This window comes from Burkholderia sp. IO2 (assembly GCF_029522185.1).
Lineage (GTDB): Bacteria > Pseudomonadota > Gammaproteobacteria > Burkholderiales > Burkholderiaceae > Burkholderia > Burkholderia cenocepacia.
Window position 1 is genome coordinate 24,852 of sequence record NZ_JAKWFH010000058.1, and the last position, 20,388, is coordinate 45,239.

Genomic DNA, 20,388 nt, shown 5'->3' on the forward strand with positions numbered 1-20,388 from the left:
TCAGGCAAAACGTCCATTATGGCGCAGCTGTTCAGCCGGCGCGAGCGGGACGCGGGGCCGTGGCGACCGCCGAGCGGCGCCCGAGCACCACGGTCGCGATCACGGCGGCCGCGAACAGCCACGTCGACGACGTGACCGTTTCGCCGAACAGCAGCGCGGAAAAGGCGATCGTGAAGAAAATCTGCAGCAGTTGCACCTGGCCGACCCGCGCGATGCCGCCCATCGCGAGCCCCGCATACCACGCGAAAAAGCCGATGAATTGCGAAAAGAGGGTCACGTAGCCGAACGCGAGCCACGTGCGCAGCGCGAGCGGGCCCGGATGCGCGGCGTGCTGCATCCACGCGAGCCAGCCGACCGGCAGCACGAGGAACGGCGCCGACACGACGAGCGCCCAGCAGATCACCTGCCAGCCGCCGATCTGGCGCGCGAGGCGCGCGCCTTCCGCATAGCCGAGCGCGCCGATGCCGACCGCGACGAGCATCAGCGCGTCGCCGGCCTGCACGGTGCCGCCGCCGTCGCGCAGCGCGAACGCGATCACGAGCGCGCTGCCGGCCACCGCGCTGGCCCAGAACGCCTTCGACGGCCGTTCGTGCGACAGCCAGGCCGCATACAGCGCGACGAACAGCGGCTGCAAGCCGTTGACCACCGCGCCGTGCGAGGCGGGCACCGATTTCATCGCCCAGGCCGAGAACACCGGATACGCGATGATCACGCCGGCCGACGTGATCGCGAGGCTTTTCAGTTGCGCGCGGCTCGGCAGCGGCTCGCGGCGCCACCACAGCAGCAGGCCGGCCGGCACGGCGGCGGCGAGCGCGCGGCCGAGCCCGTTGAGCAGCGGATTGAGCTCGGATACGACGATGCGCGTCATCGGCAGCGTCAGGCTGAAGATCATCACGCCGATGAGGCCGAGCAGCATGCCCCGGGTTTCGCGCGAATTCATGTCGTGGGTGTCTCCGTCGTGCAGGTCGTTGTCGTCGGGAAAGCGGCGGGGCGGTCAGCGCAGCGTGCGTGCGCCGTGCGGCGTGTCGAATTCGGCGATCAGCGCCGGCGGACCGTCGGTCGATTCGAGGTCGAGCAGGTGCGCGGCGCCGAGCCAGTCGAGTTGCTCGCGGACCGTATCCGCGTGCGGGTGGGCGCCCTTGAGCGCCTTCAGCGCGACGCCGTCGGCCGGCAGCGATTCGGCCGGATGACGCGGGCTGTCCCACTGGATCAGCGACGGCACGAGGCCGTCGCCGGCGCCTTGCCATGCGGGGAAGCTGCCGTCGTCGGGCACCGTGAGGCCCCAGCTCAGGTCGCCGCGCCGCATCGCGACGACGGGCGCGATGCGCGCCGGGTACTGGCGCTGCCACAACGCAAGCTGGCGCGGGCGGTCGACGCGCGCCACCCAGTGCGCGAGAAACGGGCCCTGCACGAGCCGCGCCTGGAGCGCCGGATCGTCGAGCCCGAACAGCCGCGCGCGCGGCGGCTTCGTGCCGTCGTCCGGCGCGGGCGCATCGGGGTCGATCGCGATTACTTCGAGGTAGAGCCCGCCCCACGCGCCGAACAGCGCATTGTGGGTCCGCATCAGCGGATGGCGGCCGCCGCCGGCCGGCTCGATGCCGAGTGCGTCGGCGACATGGCGCACGCCTTCGTCGAGGGTGCGCGCGGCAATCACGAGATGGTCGAGTGTCAGGGAGCGGGCTGGCATGAGCGTCGGTCGGGAAGCGAAAGTGTCATGGTAGGCGGACGGCGGGCCGGGCGGCGCCGGACCGGCCGGCGCACCCGGCCGCGAAGCGGGCCGGCGGGCGCAGCGCCAGGTGCGGCGGGGCCGCAACGGCGGCCGCACGATCGCCATTCCGGTCAACTGTAATCGTCGCTACCGGCACAGTAACGGTACAATCGGCGCGATAGCCTTCGGTACAGTTGGAGCTGCCGCCCATGTCCACCGTCCCACTCGCCCAGATTCCCGCGCCGCACGACACGGCCACGCTCACGCTCGTCGACCAGCTGGTCCAGTGGGCGCGGCGGCGTATCGACGAACGCGTGTTCCGTCCCGGCATGCGCATGCCGTCGATCCGCAAGCTCGCGCTCGACAAGAGCGTGTCGCGCTTCACCGTCGTCGAGGCCTACGAGCGCCTCGTCGCGCAGGGTTACCTCGACTCGCGGCGCGGCTCCGGCTTCTACGTGCGCGAGCGCACGGGCGCCGGCCCGCAGCCGGCCGACAGCGTCGCGCGGGTGGCCGAGGCCGCGCCCGTGCACAACACGATCGACGTCGTCTGGCTGCTGCGCAACATGCTGCATACCGTCAGCCCGGAGAAGGGTCCCGGCCTCGGCTACCTGCCGGGGCGCTGGCTCGACGGCGAGCTGATCACCGGCGCGCTGCGCGCGCTCGGGCGCCAGTCGGGCGCGCAGATGCTCGGTTTCGGCACCGCGCAGGGCTTCCTGCCGCTGCGCCAGCAACTGCAGACGCGTCTCGCCGAAGTCGAGATCGGCGCGAAGCCCGAACAGATCGTGCTGGTGTCGGGCATCACGCAGGCGATCGACCTGATCTCGCGGATCTACATGCGCCCGGGCGATGCGGTGATCGTCGGCGATCCCGCGTGGTTCCAGATGTTCGGCCGTTTCGCGGCGCAGGGCGCGCAGCTCGTCGGGATGCCGTATACGCCCGACGGCCCCGACCTCGACGCGCTCGAAACCCTGGTGCAGATGTGGCGGCCGAAGATGCTCGTGATCAATTCGGTGCTGCAGAACCCGACCGGCACGTCGCTGTCGGCCGCGCAGGCGTTCCGGATCCTCAAGCTCGCGGAGGCCTACGATTTCCTGGTCGTCGAGGATGACATATACGGCGACCTGTGCCCGCCCAGCTATCCGGCCACGCGGCTCGCGAGCCTCGACCAGCTGAAGCGCGTGATCTATCTCGGCAGCTATTCGAAGACGCTCGCGGCGAACCTGCGGGTCGGCTACGTCGCGTGCGCGCCGGAGATCGCGAAAGCGATCACCGACCAGAAGATGCTGGTCGGGATGACCACGCCCGAGCTCAACGAGCGCGTGTTGTACAAGATCCTGACCGAAGGGCATTACCGGCGCCACGTCGAGCGGCTGCGCGCCCGGCTCGACGGCGTGCGCGACAAGACCGCGCGGATGCTCGAGCGCACCGGGCTCGGGCTCTTCACGATGCCCGCGGCCGGGATGTTCCTGTGGGCCGACACGGGCGTCGATTCGGACGCGCTCGCGGCGGTCGCGCACGAAGCCGGCTTCCTGCTGACGCCGGGCAGCCTGTTCTCGCCGCAGCAGTCGCCGTCCACGTGGATGCGCTTCAACGTCGCGAACTGCGGCGATCCGGCGCTGCCGGGGCTGCTGGCGAGCTATATCGACTCGGCGGTGCGGCGCGCGTCGTGACGCGGCGCGGCAAGGCCGGCTCTTGAAATTGTCCGAGCCGTCCCCAGATACGCGCGCAAACCGCCGGCGCCAGGCGGTCGTCCCACACGGGCCGTCCCACACGGGCCGTCCCGGACGCGCCGTCTTTCGCGGGGCCGCCGGCATCGCGCGCCGGGCGCCGGCGTCACCCCTTTTCAGTTCTAGTAAGAGGAAACAGCATCCATGGCACACGAAACGATGAGCTTTCAGGCAGAGGTCAAGCAACTCCTCCACCTGATGATCCATTCGCTCTACAGCAACAAGGAAATCTTCCTGCGCGAACTGGTGTCGAACGCGTCCGACGCGGCCGACAAGCTGCGTTTCGAGGGGCTCGCGGACAACGCGTTGTACGAGAACGATCCGAACCTGCGCATCCGCATCGGCTACGACAAGGCCGCGCGCACGATCACGATCGACGACAACGGCATCGGCATGAGCCGCGATGAGGCGATCGCGAACCTCGGCACGATCGCGCGGTCGGGCACCAAGGAATTCTTCACGAAGCTGTCGGGCGACCAGCAGAAGGATGCGGCGCTGATCGGCCAGTTCGGCGTGGGCTTCTACTCGGGCTTCATCGTCGCCGACAAGATCACCGTCGAGACGCGCCGCGCGGGCCTGCCGGCGAACCAGGCCGTGCGCTGGGAAAGCGCCGGCGAGGGCGATTTCACGATCGACGCGATCGAGCGCGCGCAGCGCGGCACGACGATCACGCTGCACCTGCGCGAAGGCGAGGACGACCTGCTGTCGTCGCACCGCCTGAAGTCGATCATCCAGAAGTACTCCGACCACATCGCGCTGCCGATCCTGATGCGCAAGGAAGAGTGGGATCAGGAAAAGGGCGAGATGGTCCTGAAGGACGAGGACGAAACCGTCAACCAGGCGAGCGCGCTGTGGACGCGTTCGAAGAGCGACGTCACCGACGAGCAGTACACGCAGTTCTACCAGCACATCGCGCACGATCACCAGGATCCGCTCACGTGGACGCACAACCGCGTCGAGGGCCGCAGCGAATACACGCAGCTGCTGTTCGTGCCGGCGCACGCGCCGTTCGACCTGTGGAACCGCGACTATCGCGGCGGCCTGAAGCTGTACGTGAAGCGCGTATTCATCATGGACGACGCCGAGCAACTGCTGCCGCAATACCTGCGCTTCGTGAAGGGCGTGGTCGATTCGGCCGACCTGCCGCTGAACGTGTCGCGTGAAATCCTGCAGGAAAGCCGCGACGTGAAGGCGATCCGCGAGGGCGTGACCAAGCGCGCGCTGTCGATGCTCGAGGAACTCGCGAACGCGGAAGAGGATGCCGGCAAGGAGAAGTACAAGACGTTCTGGGGCGCGTTCGGCCAAGTGCTGAAGGAGGGCCTCGGCGAGGATCACGCGAACCGCGAGCGCATCGCGAAGCTGCTGCGCTTCGCGTCGACGCACGGCGACACCGACGCGCAGGACGTGTCGCTCGCCGACTACGTGTCGCGCATGAAGCCCGAGCAGAGCAAGATCTACTACGTGACCGCCGATACCTGGCAGGCCGCGAAGAACAGCCCGCATCTCGAAGTGTTCCGCAAGAAGGGTGTCGAGGTGCTGCTGCTGACCGACCGCGTCGACGAATGGATGCTGTCGTTCCTGCACGAATTCGACGGCAAGCCGCTCGCGAGCGTGGCCCGCGGCGATCTCGATCTCGGCGAGCTGAACGACGAGGAGAAGAAGGCGCAGGAGCAGGCCGGCGAGGCGATCAAGCCGGTCGTCGAGAAGATGAAGGAAGCGCTCGGCGACAAGGTGAAGGAAGTGCGCGTCACGTTCCGCCTGACCGATTCGCCGTCGTGCCTCGTCGCGGACGACAACGACATGAGCGGCTATCTGCAGCGGATGCTGAAGGCGGCCGGCCAGAACGCGCCCGCGATGCAGCCGATCCTCGAGATCAATCCCGAGCACGCGCTCGTGAAGCAGCTGAACGCCGACAGCGCCGATTTCGGCGACTGGTGCCATCTGCTGTTCGATCAGGCGCTGCTGGCCGAAGGCGGCATGCTCGACGACCCGGCGAGCTTCGTGAAGCGGACCAACGCGCTGCTGCTGTCGCGCGCCGCGTGAACGCGCGCATGCGATTCGACGGCGCCCAGGCCGGCTGGCGCGAGACGCCGCGGCCTGGCTGCACGCTCGACCAGCGCGACTGGCTGACGCGAGGCGGATCGCTGACCGCGCATCTTGCGCGGCTCGGCCGCGTGAACGTGCGCGTGACGCGCGAGGCCGTCGATTCGCCGTGGTTCGACGAGCCGGACGCGCTCGCCAGTTCGCCGCGCGCGCCGATGTGGGTGCGCGAGGTGATCCTGTCGGTCGACGGCACGCCGTACGTCGCCGCGCACAGCATTGCGCCGCTCGCGGCGAGCAAGGGCGTGTGGCAGGCCATGCGGCGGCTGCGCGCGCGGCCGCTCGCGGAGCTGCTGTACAGCGATCCGCAGGTCGAGCGCTCGGCGCTCGTGAGCCGGCGCGTGATCGCCGGTCATCCGCTGTATGCGCTCGCGAGCCATGCATTGCAGGGCGCGCGTGCGCCGCATGCGTTTGCCGCGCGCCGCTCGGTGTTCCAGCGTCACGGCAAGCCGCTGATGGTCACCGAGTGCATGCTGCCGGCGCTGTGGCGCCATCTCGCCGCGCACGGCGACGGGCCGCGGTCGGTCGGGCCGCACGGAGGCGCGTGATGCTGCAGGGCTTTCCGCCGGTCGTCGCGCCGCATACGCACACGATGATCCTCGGCAGCTTTCCGGGCGAGGCGTCGCTCGACGCCGCGCAGTACTACGCGCATCCGCGCAACCAGTTCTGGCGGCTGCTCGGCGCGGTGCTCGGCGAGCCGACGCTGCATGAACTGCCGTACGACGCGCGGCTCGCGCGCGTGCTGTCGCACGGCATCGGCATCTGGGATGTGCTCGATGCGTGCCATCGTCAGGGCAGTCTCGATTCCGCGATTCGCAATGCGAAGCCGAACGACTTCGCGTCGCTGCGCGAGCATGCGCCGTTACTGAAGCGCGTGTGCTTCAACGGCAAGACGGCGGGGCGGTTCGCGGACGTGATCGGCCAGGCCGGATACGAGACGCTCGTGTTGCCGTCGTCGAGCCCGGCGAATGCGATGCTGTCGTTCGAGCAGAAGCTCGCGCAGTGGCGCGCGATCGCCGTTCGATAGCGTCGCGTCGGAGCGTCGCTGCGCTAGCCGGGCGACTGTCGTACGGCAACCGAGGTTCTCGCGTCAGCCGCGCGCGGATGCAAGGCGCGGTAGACGATCAGGATCAGCAAAATCGGCAACAGGACGGCGCCCGGTTGTCCCATCGCGGGCTTGAACACGAAGAAAAACGAAAGGCCCGGCAGGACCCACGCCAACGCCATGACCGCATGGTCCACCCGCCCGAGCGCGCGGGTTGCCCGGTCGTACCTGCACATGTAAATGATCGCGAGCAGCAGCCACGCGAGATCGTAGTAGACGAGGTACGGCTGCGTCAGCAGCGTCGCAACGATCGCCGCCGCCGCGCAAAGATCGGCATGCTTCTTACTCGCCCATAGACCCGCGGTCGCAACGACGGCCGGTATCGCGACGGCCGCCTGCACGGCAAAGGCGGTCGGCAGGCTGGCGCCCGACCGTCGCGACATCGCGAACGGCGTCGGCATCGCGTTCCAGATTCCGCCGGCGTTGTTCGCCAGGATCAAGTGGCTAAACCACGACAGCGTGTCGAAAAAACGCATCCACGGCGGCACGCCGAGCACCAGCGCGCTGACCGCGCAGAACAGCGCGGCCGTGACGGCCATCGCGCCAACCGCGCGGACATGTCCGCCGCAGAGGAACAGCACCGGGAACAGGAGCGCGAGCTGCGGCTTGATGACGAGCAGGCCAGCGCATACGCCGGCGGCGACCGGACGTCGTTCGAGCCATCCCAGCGCGCCGGCGGCGCACGCCAGGGTCAGCAATGAATTCTGGCCGCAGATCGTCGCGACCCAGATGCCGGGGAACGCGATGAGCGCGATCCACGGCAGCGGGCGATCCTTCATCGCGAGCGTGCACGCCGCCAGCGCGACAGCGATGCCGATGCCGACGAACAGGCCGTACGAAGCGGCGTAGGGCAGCAACGCCAGCGGATACACCAGCAACTGGAAGGTCGGCGGATAAACCCACGGCGCGGCGATCCGCGCGGGCGGCCAATCCGGCAGCAAGCGGGCTTCCGCCGCGAACATCTGATGAAGGTCGAAGGCAGCGAGCGGCCCGCTGTGGAGCGACACGAAGGACGCGCTCCAGAAAACCCGGAAGTCGATGCCGGGAGGCGGCACGCCGGGGAGATGCAGCACCCAGCACGAAAATGCCCAGATACCCAGCAACGCGAGCTGAAACAGCAGGATGGCCGCGCTATACAGCACGAGCCGCTCTCGGGAGAGCCATCCCCGGCGATCTGGCGATGCGTGGTCCGTCGCAGTGTGCGTCATGGCCGCTATGAGCCTCCCCGAATGCCGTTTCAGTTTGGCATAGGTTCGGTCGACCGAACGGCCTTTTTATTGCAAGAAAGTAAATGACCGGTCACGTCTGCGAATCAGGCTGGCGGCGGGTTCGTGGATTTCGACGGTCGTCGTATCAGCAGTCGAATGGACTGGGACATCGGCACGTACCGGCTGCAGGCACGCATGGCGCCCGTCGCGCGCCGTTGCCGGCGACGCTCAATCGTCGTTGCCCCAGCGCCACCGCGGTCTCTCGCCCTTGATCCAGCACACCGCGGTGAGCAGGGCGACCAGCACCACGATGCACGCGCCGTACGCGACCGGCGAGCGTTGCGGCGGCAGCAGCCACGCGCTCGCGACGATCCCGATCGCGAACAGCAGCAGCACGACCCAGCCCTGCCACGCCACCGGCAATCCCCATCCCCAGCCGTAGCGCTTCGCTGGAAACCAGATCTTCCTGTCGTTCGAGGTCATGCGCGCTCCCGTGATCCGCAAGTGCAGCGTAGCGCCGACGTGATTCGGCGTCACGCAGGGCCGCGCGTTCGTCGCGGCCTCCGTCTCCCACCAATGCTATCCTCTCGTCCGCTCATCCAGCGTCACCCAGCGAGATTCAATCATCATGACCCGACTGATCAAGCGCGCGTCCGCCGAGGCGCGCGCGTTCAAGCAACGCAAGGCGTCCGCCTACAACGGCTCCGAAAAACTCCAGCCGCCGCGCGTGAAGCGCCGCCCGGACATCGACGAGCACGACGACGTGCCGGTGCTCGAAGCGCCGCGCAAGCCGCGCTTCGCGCCCGTTACGTTCTCCGAAGAAGGCGGCGTGCGCTTCCTGCACTTCGGCACCGAGTGGGTGCAGGGCGCGATGCGGATCTCGAAGCCGCTGCACATCGAGCTCGAATACGCGCAGCAGATGATGGCGTGGCTGCTGTTCCTCGAAACGCCCGAGCGGATCGTCCAGCTCGGGCTCGGCACCGGCGCGCTGACCAAGTTCTCGCACCGTTTCCTGCCGCACGCGAAGGTCGAGGCCGTCGAGCTGAACCCGGCCGTGATCGTCGCCGCGCGCACGATGTTCGCGCTGCCGCCCGACGACGCGCGCCTCGTCGTGCACGAAGCCGACGCCTGGGACTTCGTCAACGACCCGGCCAACCGCGGCACGACCGGCGCGATCCAGATCGACCTGTACGACGCGACCGCGCGCGGCCCCGTGCTCGACAGCGTCGCGTTCTACCGCGCGGTGCGCGGCTGCCTGGCCGATGCCGGCATCGCGACGATCAACCTGTTCGGCGATCATCCGAGCTTCGTGCGCAACATGAAGCACCTGAACGCGGCGTTCGATCACCGCGTGATCGCGCTGCCCGAAGTGCACGACGGCAACCGCATCGCGATCGCGTTTTCGGGCCCCGCGCTCGACGTGCCGTTCGCGCAGCTCGACGCCCGGGCGAAGCTGATCGAGGACACGCTGAAGCTGCCCGCGCGCAAGTGGGTGAAAGCTTTGAAAGCAACGACCGGCGCACGCGACACCGCGTTCGCGATCTGACGCCGGATGCACCGGCGGCAGGCCGGTGCAACCCGCGACAAGGGGCGGATCACCTCGGGTTCGCCCCTGCTTGACCGCGTGCTCGCGGCTCCTATACTGGCGCGAAGCCAGGGGAGCCGCAGCCTACCCGTTTTGCCGCTCCTCTCGGTGCCGTACCCGCTCAACAAGATCGATAACCGGGAAACAAGAGGAGACGTCATGGCTCACGATGCCGACGCCAACCGGGCCGCCAAGCGCTGGCTCTGGCTGCTGGTACTGCCGCTGATCGCGATGGTCTGGGTGCCGTCGTACAGCAAGATCGAACCGCAATGGCTCGGTTTTCCGTTTTTCTACTGGTACCAGTTGCTTTGGGTCTTCATCAGCGCGGTGATCACCGCGTTCGTGTATTTCAAGACCAAGAACGCGTGGAAGGCGAGCGGCACGCAAGGAGGTGCGCAATGAATCTCGGCGCGACCTTCGTCTTCGTCCTGCTGTTCATCGGCGTCACGATCATCGGTTTCCTGGCCGCGAACTGGCGGCGCGGCGATCTCGCTCATCTCGACGAATGGGGCCTCGGCGGACGCCGCTTCGGCACGATCGTCACGTGGTTCCTGCTCGGCGGCGACCTCTATACGGCCTACACGTTCGTCGCGGTGCCCGCGCTCGTATTCGGCGCCGGCGCGATGGGCTTCTTCGCGCTGCCGTACACGATCCTGATCTATCCGTTCGCGTTCGTCGTGTTCCCGAAACTGTGGAGCATCGCGAAGCGGCACGGCTACGTGACGGCCGCCGATTTCGTCAACGCACGCTACGGCAGCCGGATGTTGGCGCTTGCGATCGCGGTGACGGGCATCGTCGCGACGATGCCGTACATCGCGCTGCAACTGGTCGGCATCGAGGTGGTGATCGGCGCGCTCGGCTTCGACACGACCGGCTTCGTCGGCGATCTGCCGCTGATCATCGCGTTCGCGATCCTCGCCGCGTACACGTACACGTCGGGGCTGCGTGCGCCCGCGATGATCGCGATCGTGAAGGACGTGCTGATCTACGTCACGATCGCGGCCGCGGTCATCGTGATCCCCGCAAAGCTTGGCGGCTTCGGGCACATCTTCTCCGCGGTGCCGCCCGCGAAGCTGCTGCTGAAGGCGCCGGACGCGACGAGCCTGAACGGCTACAGCGCGTACGCGACGCTCGCGATCGGCTCGGCGCTCGCGCTGTTCCTGTATCCGCACTCGGTCACGGCGATCCTGTCGTCGTCGTCGGGCAACTCGATCCGCCGCAACATGGCGATGCTGCCCGCGTACTCGTTCGTGCTCGGCCTGCTCGCGCTGCTCGGCTACATGGCGCTCGCCTCCGGCGTGAAGGACATGCCGCAGTACGCGCCGTACTTCAAGGCGTTCGGCCCGAACTTCGCGGTGCCCGCGCTGTTCCTCGAGTATTTCCCGTCGTGGTTCGTCGGCGTCGCGTTCGCGGCGATCGGCATCGGCGCGCTGGTGCCGGCGGCGATCATGTCGATCGCGGCCGCGAACCTGTACACGCGCAACATCCACCGCGAGTTTGTGAACCGCAACATGTCGCACGACCAGGAAACGCACGTCGCGAAGCTCGTGTCGCTGATCGTGAAGGTCGGCGCGGTCGCGTTCATCCTCGGGCTGCCGCTGACCTACGCGATCCAGCTGCAACTGCTCGGCGGGATTTGGATCATCCAGACGCTGCCGGCGATCGTGCTCGGCCTGTACACGCGCGTGCTCGACCATCGCGGCTTGCTGGCCGGCTGGGCGGCCGGCATCGTGTGCGGTACGTGGATGGCGATTTCGCTGAAGCTGGCCAGCTCGATCTTCACGATCCACCTGTTCGGTCTCGCGATCCCCGGTTATGCGGCCGTGTGGTCGCTGGTCGTGAACCTGGTGGTATCGGTGGCGGTGAGTGTGCTGGTGCGGGTGATGGGCATGGCGCATGCGGAGGATCGCACGCGGCCGGAGGATTATCTGGACGTCGTCGAGGGCTGATACGGCCGGTGCACGGCCGCTCGCCGCGCACGACGCATTACGTGGCTGCCCGGCAACGAAAACGCCCGCCACCGCAAGGTGGCGGGCGTTCGTTTTGCGTCAGCCCTGCGCGCGTTTCGCGAGATCCTCGCGCTGCGACAGGTCCTCGACGTTGACCATCCAGTGCACGCCGAAACGATCCTTCGCCATCCCGAAGCCGAGCGCCCAGAACGTCTTGCCGAACGGCATCGTCACTTCGCCGCCGTCGGCGAGCGCATTGAACAGCTTCTGGCCTTCGTCGACCGTCGCCGGGTTCAGCGACAGCGAATAGCCGGCGTGCGCGGCGCCCGCCGGCTGGCTGCAATCGCCGTCCGAGCACATGATCATCGAGTCGCCGATCGTGAAGCTCGCGTGCATGACCTTGTCGGCCATCTCCGGCGACATCGGGTAATCGGGATTCGGCGGGGCGTCCTTGAAGTGCATCTTGAACATCGTCTTCGCGCCGAGTGCCTTTTCGTAGAACTGAAGGGCTTCGTCGGCGCGACCGTAGAACGTCAGGTACGGTTGAACTTGCATCGTTGTCTCCTGGGATGAGCCGTGCCGGCGCGGCGGCGCTGGCACGGCGTCGTGCAAGACTGACTGGGGGGAAAGGGTGCATCGGGAGGCGGCCGTCGCACCCGTGACGTGGATTGTAGTGCGCGCGCTTGACGATGGAATGAAAAATAAAAACGGCCGCGAACATCACGTTCGCGACCGTGTGCAGCAAGTGCTGACGGCTGTTGTCAGTCTTGCTGACAGCCGCTGACGCGCGGCATGGCTCAGCGCAGCGCGTCGATCAGCTTCTCGAGCTTCACCGCGTCGGCGGCGAACACGCGGATGCCTTCGGCGAGCTTTTCGGTGGCCATCGCTTCGTCGTTCAGCTGGAAGCGGAACGACGCCTCGTCGATCGCGACGCGCTCGGCCGGCTTGTCCTGCAGCGTGTCGGGCGACAGCTTGCGCGCGACCGTGTCGTTGCTCTCCTGCAGCTTCTGCAGCAAATCGGGACTGATCGTCAGCAGGTCGCAGCCGGCGAGCTCGATGATCTGGCTGGTCGTGCGGAAGCTCGCGCCCATCACTTCGGTCTTGTAGCCGAAGGTCTTGTAGTACGTGTAGATGCGGCGCACCGATTGCACGCCCGGATCGTTCGCGCCGCCGTCCCGCGCTTCATTCCAGTCGGCGCCGGCCTGCTTCTTGTACCAGTCGTAGATGCGGCCGACGAACGGCGAGATCAGCTGCGCGCCGGCTTCCGCGCACGCGGCGGCCTGCACGAGCGAGAAAAGCAGGGTCATGTTGCACTTGATCCCTTCCTTCTGCAGCACCTCGGCCGCGCGGATGCCTTCCCACGTCGACGCAAGCTTGATCAGGATGCGTTCGCGGCCGACGCCGGCTGCTTCGTACAGCTTGATGAGCTCGCGACCCTTGTCGATCGAGCGCTGCGTGTCGAACGACAGGCGCGCGTCGACCTCGGTCGATACGCGGCCCGGGATCAGCTTCAGGATTTCGGTGCCGAATGCGATCAGCAGGCGGTCGATGATGAAATCGGTGCTTTCGTTGCGATGATCGCGGACGGTTTTCTCGAGGATCGGCTTGTACGCATCCTTCTGGACGGCCTTCAGGATCAGCGACGGATTCGTGGTCGCGTCCTGCGGCTTGTATTGCGCAAGCTGCTGGAAGTCGCCCGTGTCGGCGACGACGGTCGTGTACTGCTTCAGCTGGTCGAGTGCGGTAGTCATGGCGATTCGAAAGAAGCGCGCGGGGCGCCGGGTTCTCACGGGCCGCGCGAGCGCGGCGGCGAAGCGAAGCGGCGCCGGGCGCCGCCTCCGATCCATCATTTTAGGCCCGATTCGTGTCGAGCACGTTTTGGCGTGCCGGGCACGCGCCGCGGCGGCCGGCGAGCCGCGTCACGCGGGGCGCCGCGCGTTCAGGATCACCTGCGTGACGACGCCCGCGACGAGCCCCCAGAACGCCGGGCCGATCGACAGCAGCGTGAGGCCCGACGCGGTCACCATGAACGTGACGAGCGCCGCTTCGCGCTGCTTCACGTCCTGCATCGCGTTCGCGAGCCCGCTCATGATCGAGCCGAACAGCGCGAGCGCCGCGACCGACACGACGAGCGCCTTCGGCAGCGCCGCGAACAGCGCGGCGATCGTCGCGCCGAAGATGCCGGCGATCAGGTAGAACGTGCCGCACCACACGGCGGCCGTGTAGCGCTTCGCGTGATCCTCGTGCGCTTCGGGGCCGGTGCAGATCGCGGCCGGGATCGCCGCGAGGTTCACGCCGTGCGAGCCGAACGGCGCGAGCAGCAGCGACGCGAGGCCGGTCGTCGCGATCAGCGGCGACGACGGCGTCGGATAGCCGTCCGCGCGCAGCACCGCGATGCCCGGCACGTTCTGCGACGCCATCGCGACCACGAACAGCGGAATGCCGATGCTGACGATCGACGCGATCGAGAACGCGGGCATCGTCAACACGGGTTGCGCGAGCGCGATGTGGAAGCGGCTGAAATCGAGCAGGCCGAGGCCGCCGGCCACGGCCGTGCCGACGATCAGCGTCGTCGGAATCGCATAGCGCGGCGCGAGGCGCTTGACGATCAGGTAGGTGAAGAACATCGCGAGCACCAGCGCGGTCTGGAACTGCGCGGCGCGGAAGATCTCGATGCCGATCTCGAACAGGATGCCCGCGAGCAGCGCCGCCGCGATGCCGGCCGGAATGCGCTTCATCAGCGTGTCGAACAGCCCGCTTACGCCGACGGCCGTCAGCAGCAGCGCGCACACGACGAACGCGCCGATCGCCTCGGGGTAGGGCACGCCGGGCAGCGACGCGATCAGCAGCGCGGCGCCGGGCGTCGACCACGCGACCACGACGGGCGCGCGATAGCGCAGCGACAGGCCGATGGTCGTCAGCGCCATGCCGATCGACAGCGCCCAGATCCACGACGAGATCTGCGCATCGGTGAGGTGGGCGGCGCGGCCGGCCTGGAACATCAGCACGAGCGAACTCGTGTAGCCGGTCATCATCGCGACGAAGCCGGCGACGAGCGCGGACACGGACGTATCGGCGAAAAAGCGGCGGCCGCCGGCGCGGCCGGCGCTCGCGGTGGGCGAAGGGTTCATGCAATCTCCGGGGCGGCCGCTCGGACGCGGCCTGTGTATCTGCGGGTGGGTGTCGTTACTTGCTGAGTGCGCGCATCGCGGTTTCGAGGCCCGCGAGCGTCAGTGGATACATGCGCTGGCCGAGCACGTCGCGAATGATCGCGATCGATTGCCGGTACTCCCATAGCCGCTCGGGCTCGGGGTTCAGCCAGGCATGATGGGGGAACTGGTCGGCGAGCCTGCGCAGCCACACGGCGCCGGCTTCCGGATTGTTGTATTCGACCGAGCCGCCGGGCTGCAGCACTTCGTACGGGCTCATCGTCGCGTCGCCGACGAAGATCAGCTTGTAGTCGGGCGTGAACTTGTGCAGCACGTCCCACGTCGCGGTGCGTTCCGCGTGGCGGCGGCGGTTGTTCTTCCACAGGTGGTCGTACACGCAGTTGTGGAAGTAGAAGAATTCGAGGTGCTTGAATTCGGCCTTCGCGGCCGAGAACAGCTCTTCGGTGCGCTTGATGTGGTCGTCCATCGAGCCGCCGACGTCGAGCAGCATCAGCACCTTCACGTTGTTGTGGCGCTCGGGCACCATCCGCAGGTCGAGCCAGCCTGCGTTCGCGGCCGTGCTGCGGATCGTGCCGGGCAGGTCGAGCTCCTCGGCGGCGCCTTCGCGCGCGAAGCGGCGCAGCCGCCGCAGCGCGACCTTGATGTTGCGCGTGCCGATCTCGACCGAATCGTCGTAGTCGCGGTACGCGCGCGCCTCCCACACCTTCACCGCGGTGCGGTTGCCGTTCGACGGGCCGCCGATGCGCACGCCTTCGGGGTTGTAGCCGCCGTGCCCGAACGGCGACGTGCCGCCCGTGCCGATCCATTTGTTGCCGCCTTCGTGGCGTTCCTTCTGCTCGTCGAGCAGCGCCTTCAGGCGCTCCATCAGCTTGTCGAGCCCGCCCATCGCGTCGATCTGCGCCTTCTCCTCCGGCGACAGCTCGCGCTCGAAGCGCTTCTCGAGCCAGTCGAGCGGGATGTCGAACGCCTCGGACGGCAGCGTGGACACACCGTGGAAATATGCGCCGAACGCCTGGTCGAACTTGTCGAAGTACTGTTCGTCCTTGACGAGCGTCATCCGCGCGAGGAAGTAGAACGCGTCGATCGACGGCGAGATCAGCCCGGCCTTCAGCGATTCGAGCAGCGTCAGGTATTCCTTCACCGAGACGGGCAGCTTGGCTGCGCGCAGCGCGTAGAAGAAATTGAGCAGCATGGCCGGGCCTTCGGGGTGGGGGAGTTACCGGTTGTGCCGGTTCATGTAGACGAGCCGTTCGAGCAGGCTCAGATCCTGCTCGTTCTTCAGCAGCGCGCCCGCGAGCGGCGGCACGATCTGCTTCGCGTCCGCGCCGCGCAGCGCGTCGGCCGGGATGTTCTCGGCGAGCAGCAGCTTCAGCCAGTCGAGCAGTTCGGACGTCGACGGCTTCTTCTTCAGGCCCGACACGCCGCGCAATTCGAAGAAACTCTCGAGCGCCGCGCGCAGCAGTTCCTCGCGGATGTCGGGGAAGTGCACCGCGACGATCTTCTGCATCGTCGACGGGTCCGGAAACTGGATGTAGTGGAAGAAGCAGCGGCGCAGGAACGCGTCGGGCAGCTCCTTCTCGTTGTTCGACGTGATGATGACGAGCGGACGGTGCTTCGCGCGGACCGTCTCGCGCGTCTCGTACACGTGGAACTCCATCCGGTCGAGCTCGCGCAGCAGGTCGTTCGGGAATTCGATGTCGGCCTTGTCGATCTCGTCGATCAGCAGCACGCTCGGGCGCTCGGCGTCGAACGCCTGCCACAGCACGCCCTTGACGATGTAGTTCGCGATGTCCTTCACGCGCGCGTCGCCGAGCTGCGAATCGCGCAGCCGCGACACGGCGTCGTATTCGTACAGGCCCTGCTGCGCCTTGGTGGTCGACTTGATGTGCCACTGCAACAGCGGCATGTCGAGCGCGGCGGCCACTTCCTCGGCGAGCATGGTCTTGCCGGTGCCGGGCTCGCCCTTGATCAGCAGCGGGCGTTGCAGCGTCAATGCGGCGTTGACCGCGAGCTTCAGATCGTCGGTGGCGACGTACTGCGAGGACCCTTCGAAACGCATGGCGGCGCTCTTCTTCATCGGGAAAAAAACCCAGTATAAGTCAGAAGGGCTGTCCGGTTGGGCCGCGCCCGCGTATCGTTGCGGGGCTGCGGCGGGGCGAACCGGGGCGCCGTATGGACGCGTTCCCCGCCGACGCGGTACAATCTGGCCGTTTTTTTTGGCCTGCGTGGCGATCCGATAAGCAAAACGGCGCGGGCCGTTGCCGCTTTGGCGCCAGTTTCCCCTCAAGCTAGGTTACAAGAGCTATGAACAAATTCGTCGGCAAACACGTCGTTGTCGCAGCGCTCGTGGCGCTCGCGGGCAGCGCGCAGGCGGCCGGTGTGGTCGGCAACCCGAAGGACGGGGCGAGCAAGGCCGCCATGTGCATCGGTTGCCACGGCATCCAGGACTACCGCGCGGCGTACCCGGAGGTCTACCGGGTGCCTGTCCTCGGCGGCCAGAACCAGCAATACCTCGAGAACGCGCTGAAGGCCTACCGCAAGAAGGATCGTCACTTCCCGTCGATGAATGCGATCGCCGGTTCGCTGACCGACCAGGACATCGCGGATCTGTCGGCGTACTACGCCGCGCAGAAGGCCGACACGAAGGACAATCCCTACAAGTAAAGCGCGCGCCGCCGATCTCTCCGGCGGGACAGGAGCATTCATGAACAACGCATTCAAGACGGCGGCGGTTGCACTGGCGGCCGGCCTCGCGATCGGTACCGCGCACGCCGCGGACATCTCGAAGGGCAAGGAACTGGTCGAGTCGCACAATTGCGCGGCCTGCCACGGCGCGCAGCTGAACAAGCCGATCAACGCGGAGTACCCGCGCCTCGCCGGCCAGCACGCCGACTACCTCGTGTGGGCGATGCGCCAGTACCAGATGGGGCTGACGAACCCGCTGCTCGGTCGCAACAACGCGATCATGCAGGCGCAGGTACAGAACCTGTCGGTCAGCGACATGAAGGACATTGCGTCCTACATCGAGTCGCTGAAGGAAACCGACCTCGTGTTCAAGAAGTAAGCGCGACGGGCCTCGCGGGCTCACGCAGCAAGAATGCCCCGCCTCGGCGGGGTATTTTTTTGTCCGCGGCCCGGTGCAGGCCGATGTGCCGGCCTCGGGGCGTCAGTCGCGCGACGCGCGGCGCAGGATGCGCTGCAGGTACGCGTCGGTATCGGGCGGCGTGTTGGTGCGCTGCGCTTCCCAGATCGTCTCGCCGAGGCATTCCATGATCGCGTGCTGCGCGTCGTGGGTCGAGTCGAGCTTCGCGGCCAGCTTGTCGTGCGCGGCGCGGATGCCGGGCGGCTGGTCGATCGATAGCTGTTCGCTGATCGCGAGGTGCATCGACAGGTGCAGGAACGGATTGGTCCGGCCTTCCTCGGGCGTGTAGTTGCGCGCCGCCGCGCCGTCGGCGTCGGCCAGTTCGTCGTGGTATTCGGGATGCTCGACGATCCAGTCGGCGGCAATCGCTTCCAGCGGCGTCAGGATCTCGCCCGCGCGCTGCTTGCGCCAGGTCTCGGTGAAAAAGCGACGCACGTCGTCGCGGCTTGGATTGAACATGGTGGGGAAACGTCGTGATTCGGGCGGCTCATGCCGCGTCGGGCATTGTACGCCGGAGCGGCGCACGGCGCTGGCGGCGGCCCCGGCAGCGGTCGAGGCGGTGTTGCGCCCGCCCGCCGCGGAACGGGTAAGCGCGGGTAGGCTCGCCGCCGCCGCGCCGCTACACTCCGGCGATTCCCGTCACGGCGCGTTGCCGCCCGTTTCGTCATGACCGCCACCGTCCGCCCATCGTCCGCGGCCCTGCAGGGCGCGCTCTACGTCGCGTTGTCCGCCGCCGCGTTCGGCGCGATGGCGATTTTCGGCCGCTATGCGTATGCGGCCGGCGTCGACGTGCTCGGGCTGCTGATCGTGCGCTTCGCGATTGGCGGCGCGGTGCTCGCCGCGATCGCACGGCAGCGCCGCGTCGCGTGGCCGCGCGGGCGCGCGCTCGCGCCGCTGGTGACGATGGGCGCGCTCGGCTACGTCGGGCAGTCGTTCTGCTATTTCAGCGCGCTGCAGCACGCGCAGGCGAGCCTCGTCGCGCTGCTGCTGTACCTCTATCCGGCGTTCGTCACGCTGCTGGCCGCGTGGTGGCTCGGCGAGCGCCTGACGCGCGCGAAGGCCGTCGCGCTGGTGCTGTGCGTCGCGGGTTCGGCGCTGATGGTCGGCGGCGGGCACGGCGAGCCGCTCGGGATCGCGCTCGCGCTGGCCGCCGCGGTGATCTACTCGCTGTACATCGTCGGCGGCACGAAGGCGACGCGCGGCGTCGATCCGCTCGCGACCACCGCGATCATCTGCCTGTCGGCCAGCGCGACGCTCGTCGCGATCGCCGTCGTGCGAACGGCGGCGTTCGGCGCGCCGCCGCGCTGGCCGGCGACGGCCGGCGGCTGGGCGTCGATGCTCGCGATCGCGCTGATATCGACGGTCGCGGCGATGCTCGCGTTCTTCGCCGGGCTCGCGCGGCTCGGGGCCGCGCGCACGTCGATGCTGTCGACGCTCGAGCCGGTCGTGACGGTCGCGCTCGCGGCGCTGCTGTTCGGGGAGGCATTGTCGCCGCTGCAATGGGCGGGCGGCGTCGCGATTCTGGCGGCCGTGCTGGCGCTCGTGCGCGCGGGCGGCGCGGCGGCCGACGACGCGACGGCGACGTCCAACGCGTAGTCGGGAAAGGGGGCGGGGACTGCGACGGCCCGCGGCGCGGGCCCGTCGTACCGGACGCTTATTCGTTGGGCGGCGGCGTCTTCGGCCGGAATTCGCACAGCGGCTCGATCGCGCAGTGCCAGCATTCGGGCCGCCGTGCCTTGCACACGTAGCGCCCGTGCAGGATCAGCCAGTGATGCGCGTCCTGCAGAAATTCCTTCGGCGTGAACTTCTCGAGCGCGGCCTCGACGGCCCGCACGTCCTTGCCCGGCGCGAGCCCGGTGCGATTCGCGACGCGGAAGATATGCGTGTCGACCGCGATCGTCGGCTGGCCGAACGCGGTGTTCAGCACGACGTTCGCCGTCTTGCGGCCGACGCCCGGCAGGCCTTCGAGCGCTTCGCGATCGGCCGGCACCTCGCCGTCGTAACGCTCGAGCAGGATCCGGCACGTCGCGACCACGTTCTTCGCCTTGGTGCGATAGAGGCCGATCGTCTTGATGTACTCGGTGACGCCTTCCTCGCCAAGCGCGACGATTTGTCGCGGGGTGTTCGCGACCGGAAACATTTTCCGCATTGCCTTGTTGACCGACACGTCGGTCGCCTGCGCGGACAGCATCACGGCGATCAGCAGCTCGAACGGCGTCGAATATTCGAGCTCGGTGGTCGGATGCGGATTGAGGCTCTGCAGCGTTTCGTAGATCGCGCGTCGTTTGCTGGCGTTCATGGAGCGTTCTGGTCGGGCGGCGCGGACGGGCCGTCCGGATCGTCGTTGCCTGCGTCGTTGTCGTTGTCGTGGTCGTTGCTGCCCGATGCCGCTTCGGCGTCGCGCTGCGCCTGCTGTTCGGCGAGCCGCTTGCGGCGGGCCTCGGCCGCGTCGATCTGCGCCTGGACGGCCGCGCTCACGCCTTCGGTATTCTTCGGCCCGGCGCCTTGCCCGGACAGTTCTTCCTTCTTCTTGCGCGCGCGTTCGAGCGCGGCGGCGATGATCGCGCGTTTCTTCGCTTCGGCGTCGTCGGCGGCCGGTGCGGCGGCTGGCGCGCCGGGCTGTGCGGCGGTGGGCTCCGCGGCCGGCTTCGTGGCGCTGGCCGCGCGGCGTGCGGCGGCGCGCGCTTCGGCGGC

21 protein-coding genes and 1 pseudogene are annotated in these 20,388 nt (G+C 67.9%); 10 read left to right on the forward strand and 12 right to left on the reverse strand.

What is annotated here, in order from left to right:
• Positions 1-31: 31 nt before the first annotated feature.
• Entirely contained in the window at positions 32-940 is a 909-nt protein-coding gene (locus tag MMB92_RS28820; protein WP_006497072.1) for a DMT family transporter, read from the reverse strand.
• A 54-nt stretch (positions 941-994) separates the two neighbouring features.
• On the reverse strand, positions 995-1,687 hold the full coding sequence (locus MMB92_RS28825; protein ID WP_277563112.1) for a VOC family protein: 693 nt from the start codon (positions 1,685-1,687) through the stop codon (positions 995-997).
• A 230-nt stretch (positions 1,688-1,917) separates the two neighbouring features.
• Here MMB92_RS28825 and MMB92_RS28830 point away from each other — a divergent pair, with 230 nt between their 5' ends.
• The 4 genes from MMB92_RS28830 to MMB92_RS28845 all read left to right on the forward strand — a co-directional run bounded on the left by MMB92_RS28830 (position 1,918) and on the right by MMB92_RS28845 (position 6,562).
• Positions 1,918-3,378, forward strand: coding sequence for a PLP-dependent aminotransferase family protein (locus tag MMB92_RS28830; protein WP_006483766.1), 1,461 nt, complete (start codon positions 1,918-1,920; stop codon positions 3,376-3,378).
• 201 nt (positions 3,379-3,579) lie between these two features.
• Positions 3,580-5,478 carry a molecular chaperone HtpG gene (gene htpG, locus MMB92_RS28835; protein WP_006497068.1) on the forward strand — a complete coding sequence of 633 codons (1,899 nt, stop codon included), beginning with the start codon at positions 3,580-3,582 and terminating at the stop codon, positions 5,476-5,478.
• A gap of 8 nt (positions 5,479-5,486) precedes the next feature.
• Entirely contained in the window at positions 5,487-6,083 is a 597-nt protein-coding gene (locus MMB92_RS28840; RefSeq protein ID WP_277563113.1) for a chorismate lyase, read from the forward strand.
• On the forward strand, positions 6,083-6,562 hold the full coding sequence (locus tag MMB92_RS28845; RefSeq protein ID WP_006490664.1) for a DNA-deoxyinosine glycosylase: 480 nt from the start codon (positions 6,083-6,085) through the stop codon (positions 6,560-6,562). Before MMB92_RS28840 ends, MMB92_RS28845 begins: the two co-directional genes overlap by 1 nt.
• Before the next feature lie 23 nt (positions 6,563-6,585).
• Here MMB92_RS28845 and MMB92_RS28850 read toward each other — a convergent pair whose 3' ends face one another.
• Positions 6,586-7,782 (reverse strand): glycosyltransferase family 87 protein, encoded by a 1,197-nt coding sequence (locus MMB92_RS28850; protein ID WP_265206703.1) that lies wholly within the window; start codon positions 7,780-7,782, stop codon positions 6,586-6,588.
• Positions 7,783-8,076: 294 nt separating this feature from the next.
• Positions 8,077-8,331, reverse strand: coding sequence for a hypothetical protein (locus MMB92_RS28855; RefSeq protein ID WP_077021650.1), 255 nt, complete (start codon positions 8,329-8,331; stop codon positions 8,077-8,079).
• Positions 8,332-8,476: 145 nt separating this feature from the next.
• On the opposite strand from MMB92_RS28855, the gene MMB92_RS28860 reads away from it, so the two are divergent.
• From MMB92_RS28860 to MMB92_RS28870, 3 genes are all read left to right on the forward strand, one after another.
• Positions 8,477-9,394 (forward strand): spermidine synthase, encoded by a 918-nt coding sequence (locus MMB92_RS28860; protein WP_034201486.1) that lies wholly within the window; start codon positions 8,477-8,479, stop codon positions 9,392-9,394.
• A gap of 198 nt (positions 9,395-9,592) precedes the next feature.
• Positions 9,593-9,835 (forward strand): DUF3311 domain-containing protein, encoded by a 243-nt coding sequence (locus MMB92_RS28865; protein WP_006490660.1) that lies wholly within the window; start codon positions 9,593-9,595, stop codon positions 9,833-9,835.
• Positions 9,832-11,382, forward strand: coding sequence for a sodium:solute symporter family protein (locus MMB92_RS28870; protein ID WP_006490666.1), 1,551 nt, complete (start codon positions 9,832-9,834; stop codon positions 11,380-11,382). Before MMB92_RS28865 ends, MMB92_RS28870 begins: the two co-directional genes overlap by 4 nt.
• Before the next feature lie 99 nt (positions 11,383-11,481).
• Here the strand turns inward: MMB92_RS28870 and MMB92_RS28875 are convergent, their stop codons facing one another.
• The 5 genes from MMB92_RS28875 to MMB92_RS28895 all read right to left on the reverse strand — a co-directional run bounded on the left by MMB92_RS28875 (position 11,482) and on the right by MMB92_RS28895 (position 16,611).
• Positions 11,482-11,937, reverse strand: a complete 456-nt coding sequence (locus MMB92_RS28875) for a VOC family protein (RefSeq protein WP_006490663.1) — start codon at positions 11,935-11,937, stop codon at positions 11,482-11,484.
• Positions 11,938-12,179: 242 nt separating this feature from the next.
• Positions 12,180-13,133: a transaldolase gene (gene tal, locus MMB92_RS28880; protein WP_012492750.1), complete on the reverse strand. Its 954-nt coding sequence runs from the start codon at positions 13,131-13,133 to the stop codon at positions 12,180-12,182.
• A 168-nt stretch (positions 13,134-13,301) separates the two neighbouring features.
• The gene (locus MMB92_RS28885) at positions 13,302-14,513 is read right to left on the reverse strand and encodes a benzoate/H(+) symporter BenE family transporter (RefSeq protein WP_277563114.1); all 1,212 of its coding nucleotides are present in this window, start codon (positions 14,511-14,513) and stop codon (positions 13,302-13,304) included.
• A 55-nt stretch (positions 14,514-14,568) separates the two neighbouring features.
• On the reverse strand, positions 14,569-15,744 hold the full coding sequence (locus MMB92_RS28890) for a VWA domain-containing protein (RefSeq protein ID WP_277563115.1): 1,176 nt from the start codon (positions 15,742-15,744) through the stop codon (positions 14,569-14,571).
• 24 nt (positions 15,745-15,768) lie between these two features.
• Positions 15,769-16,611: a MoxR family ATPase gene (locus MMB92_RS28895; protein ID WP_021033334.1), complete on the reverse strand. Its 843-nt coding sequence runs from the start codon at positions 16,609-16,611 to the stop codon at positions 15,769-15,771.
• 245 nt (positions 16,612-16,856) lie between these two features.
• Here MMB92_RS28895 and MMB92_RS28900 point away from each other — a divergent pair, with 245 nt between their 5' ends.
• A complete protein-coding gene (locus tag MMB92_RS28900; protein ID WP_006478192.1) occupies positions 16,857-17,216 on the forward strand; it encodes a cytochrome c in 360 nt (119 codons plus the stop codon).
• Between the two features lie 40 nt (positions 17,217-17,256).
• Positions 17,257-17,616, forward strand: a complete 360-nt coding sequence (locus tag MMB92_RS28905) for a cytochrome c (protein ID WP_006490657.1) — start codon at positions 17,257-17,259, stop codon at positions 17,614-17,616.
• Positions 17,617-17,718: 102 nt separating this feature from the next.
• On the opposite strand, the gene MMB92_RS28910 is transcribed toward MMB92_RS28905, so the two are convergent.
• Complete coding sequence (locus tag MMB92_RS28910; protein WP_006490655.1) at positions 17,719-18,153, reverse strand: DUF1841 family protein; 435 nt, start codon at positions 18,151-18,153, stop codon at positions 17,719-17,721.
• Between the two features lie 207 nt (positions 18,154-18,360).
• Between MMB92_RS28910 and MMB92_RS28915 the strand changes: the two genes are divergently transcribed.
• A complete protein-coding gene (locus MMB92_RS28915; protein WP_034201487.1) occupies positions 18,361-19,290 on the forward strand; it encodes a DMT family transporter in 930 nt (309 codons plus the stop codon).
• Positions 19,291-19,348: 58 nt separating this feature from the next.
• On the opposite strand, the gene nth is transcribed toward MMB92_RS28915, so the two are convergent.
• Together nth and MMB92_RS28925 are read right to left on the reverse strand one after the other, a co-directional pair.
• Complete coding sequence (gene nth, locus MMB92_RS28920) at positions 19,349-19,993, reverse strand: endonuclease III (RefSeq protein ID WP_006478196.1); 645 nt, start codon at positions 19,991-19,993, stop codon at positions 19,349-19,351.
• Positions 19,990-20,388: pseudogene (locus MMB92_RS28925) on the reverse strand (electron transport complex subunit RsxB); the annotation flags it as partial. The gene nth and the pseudogene MMB92_RS28925, both read right to left, overlap by 4 nt.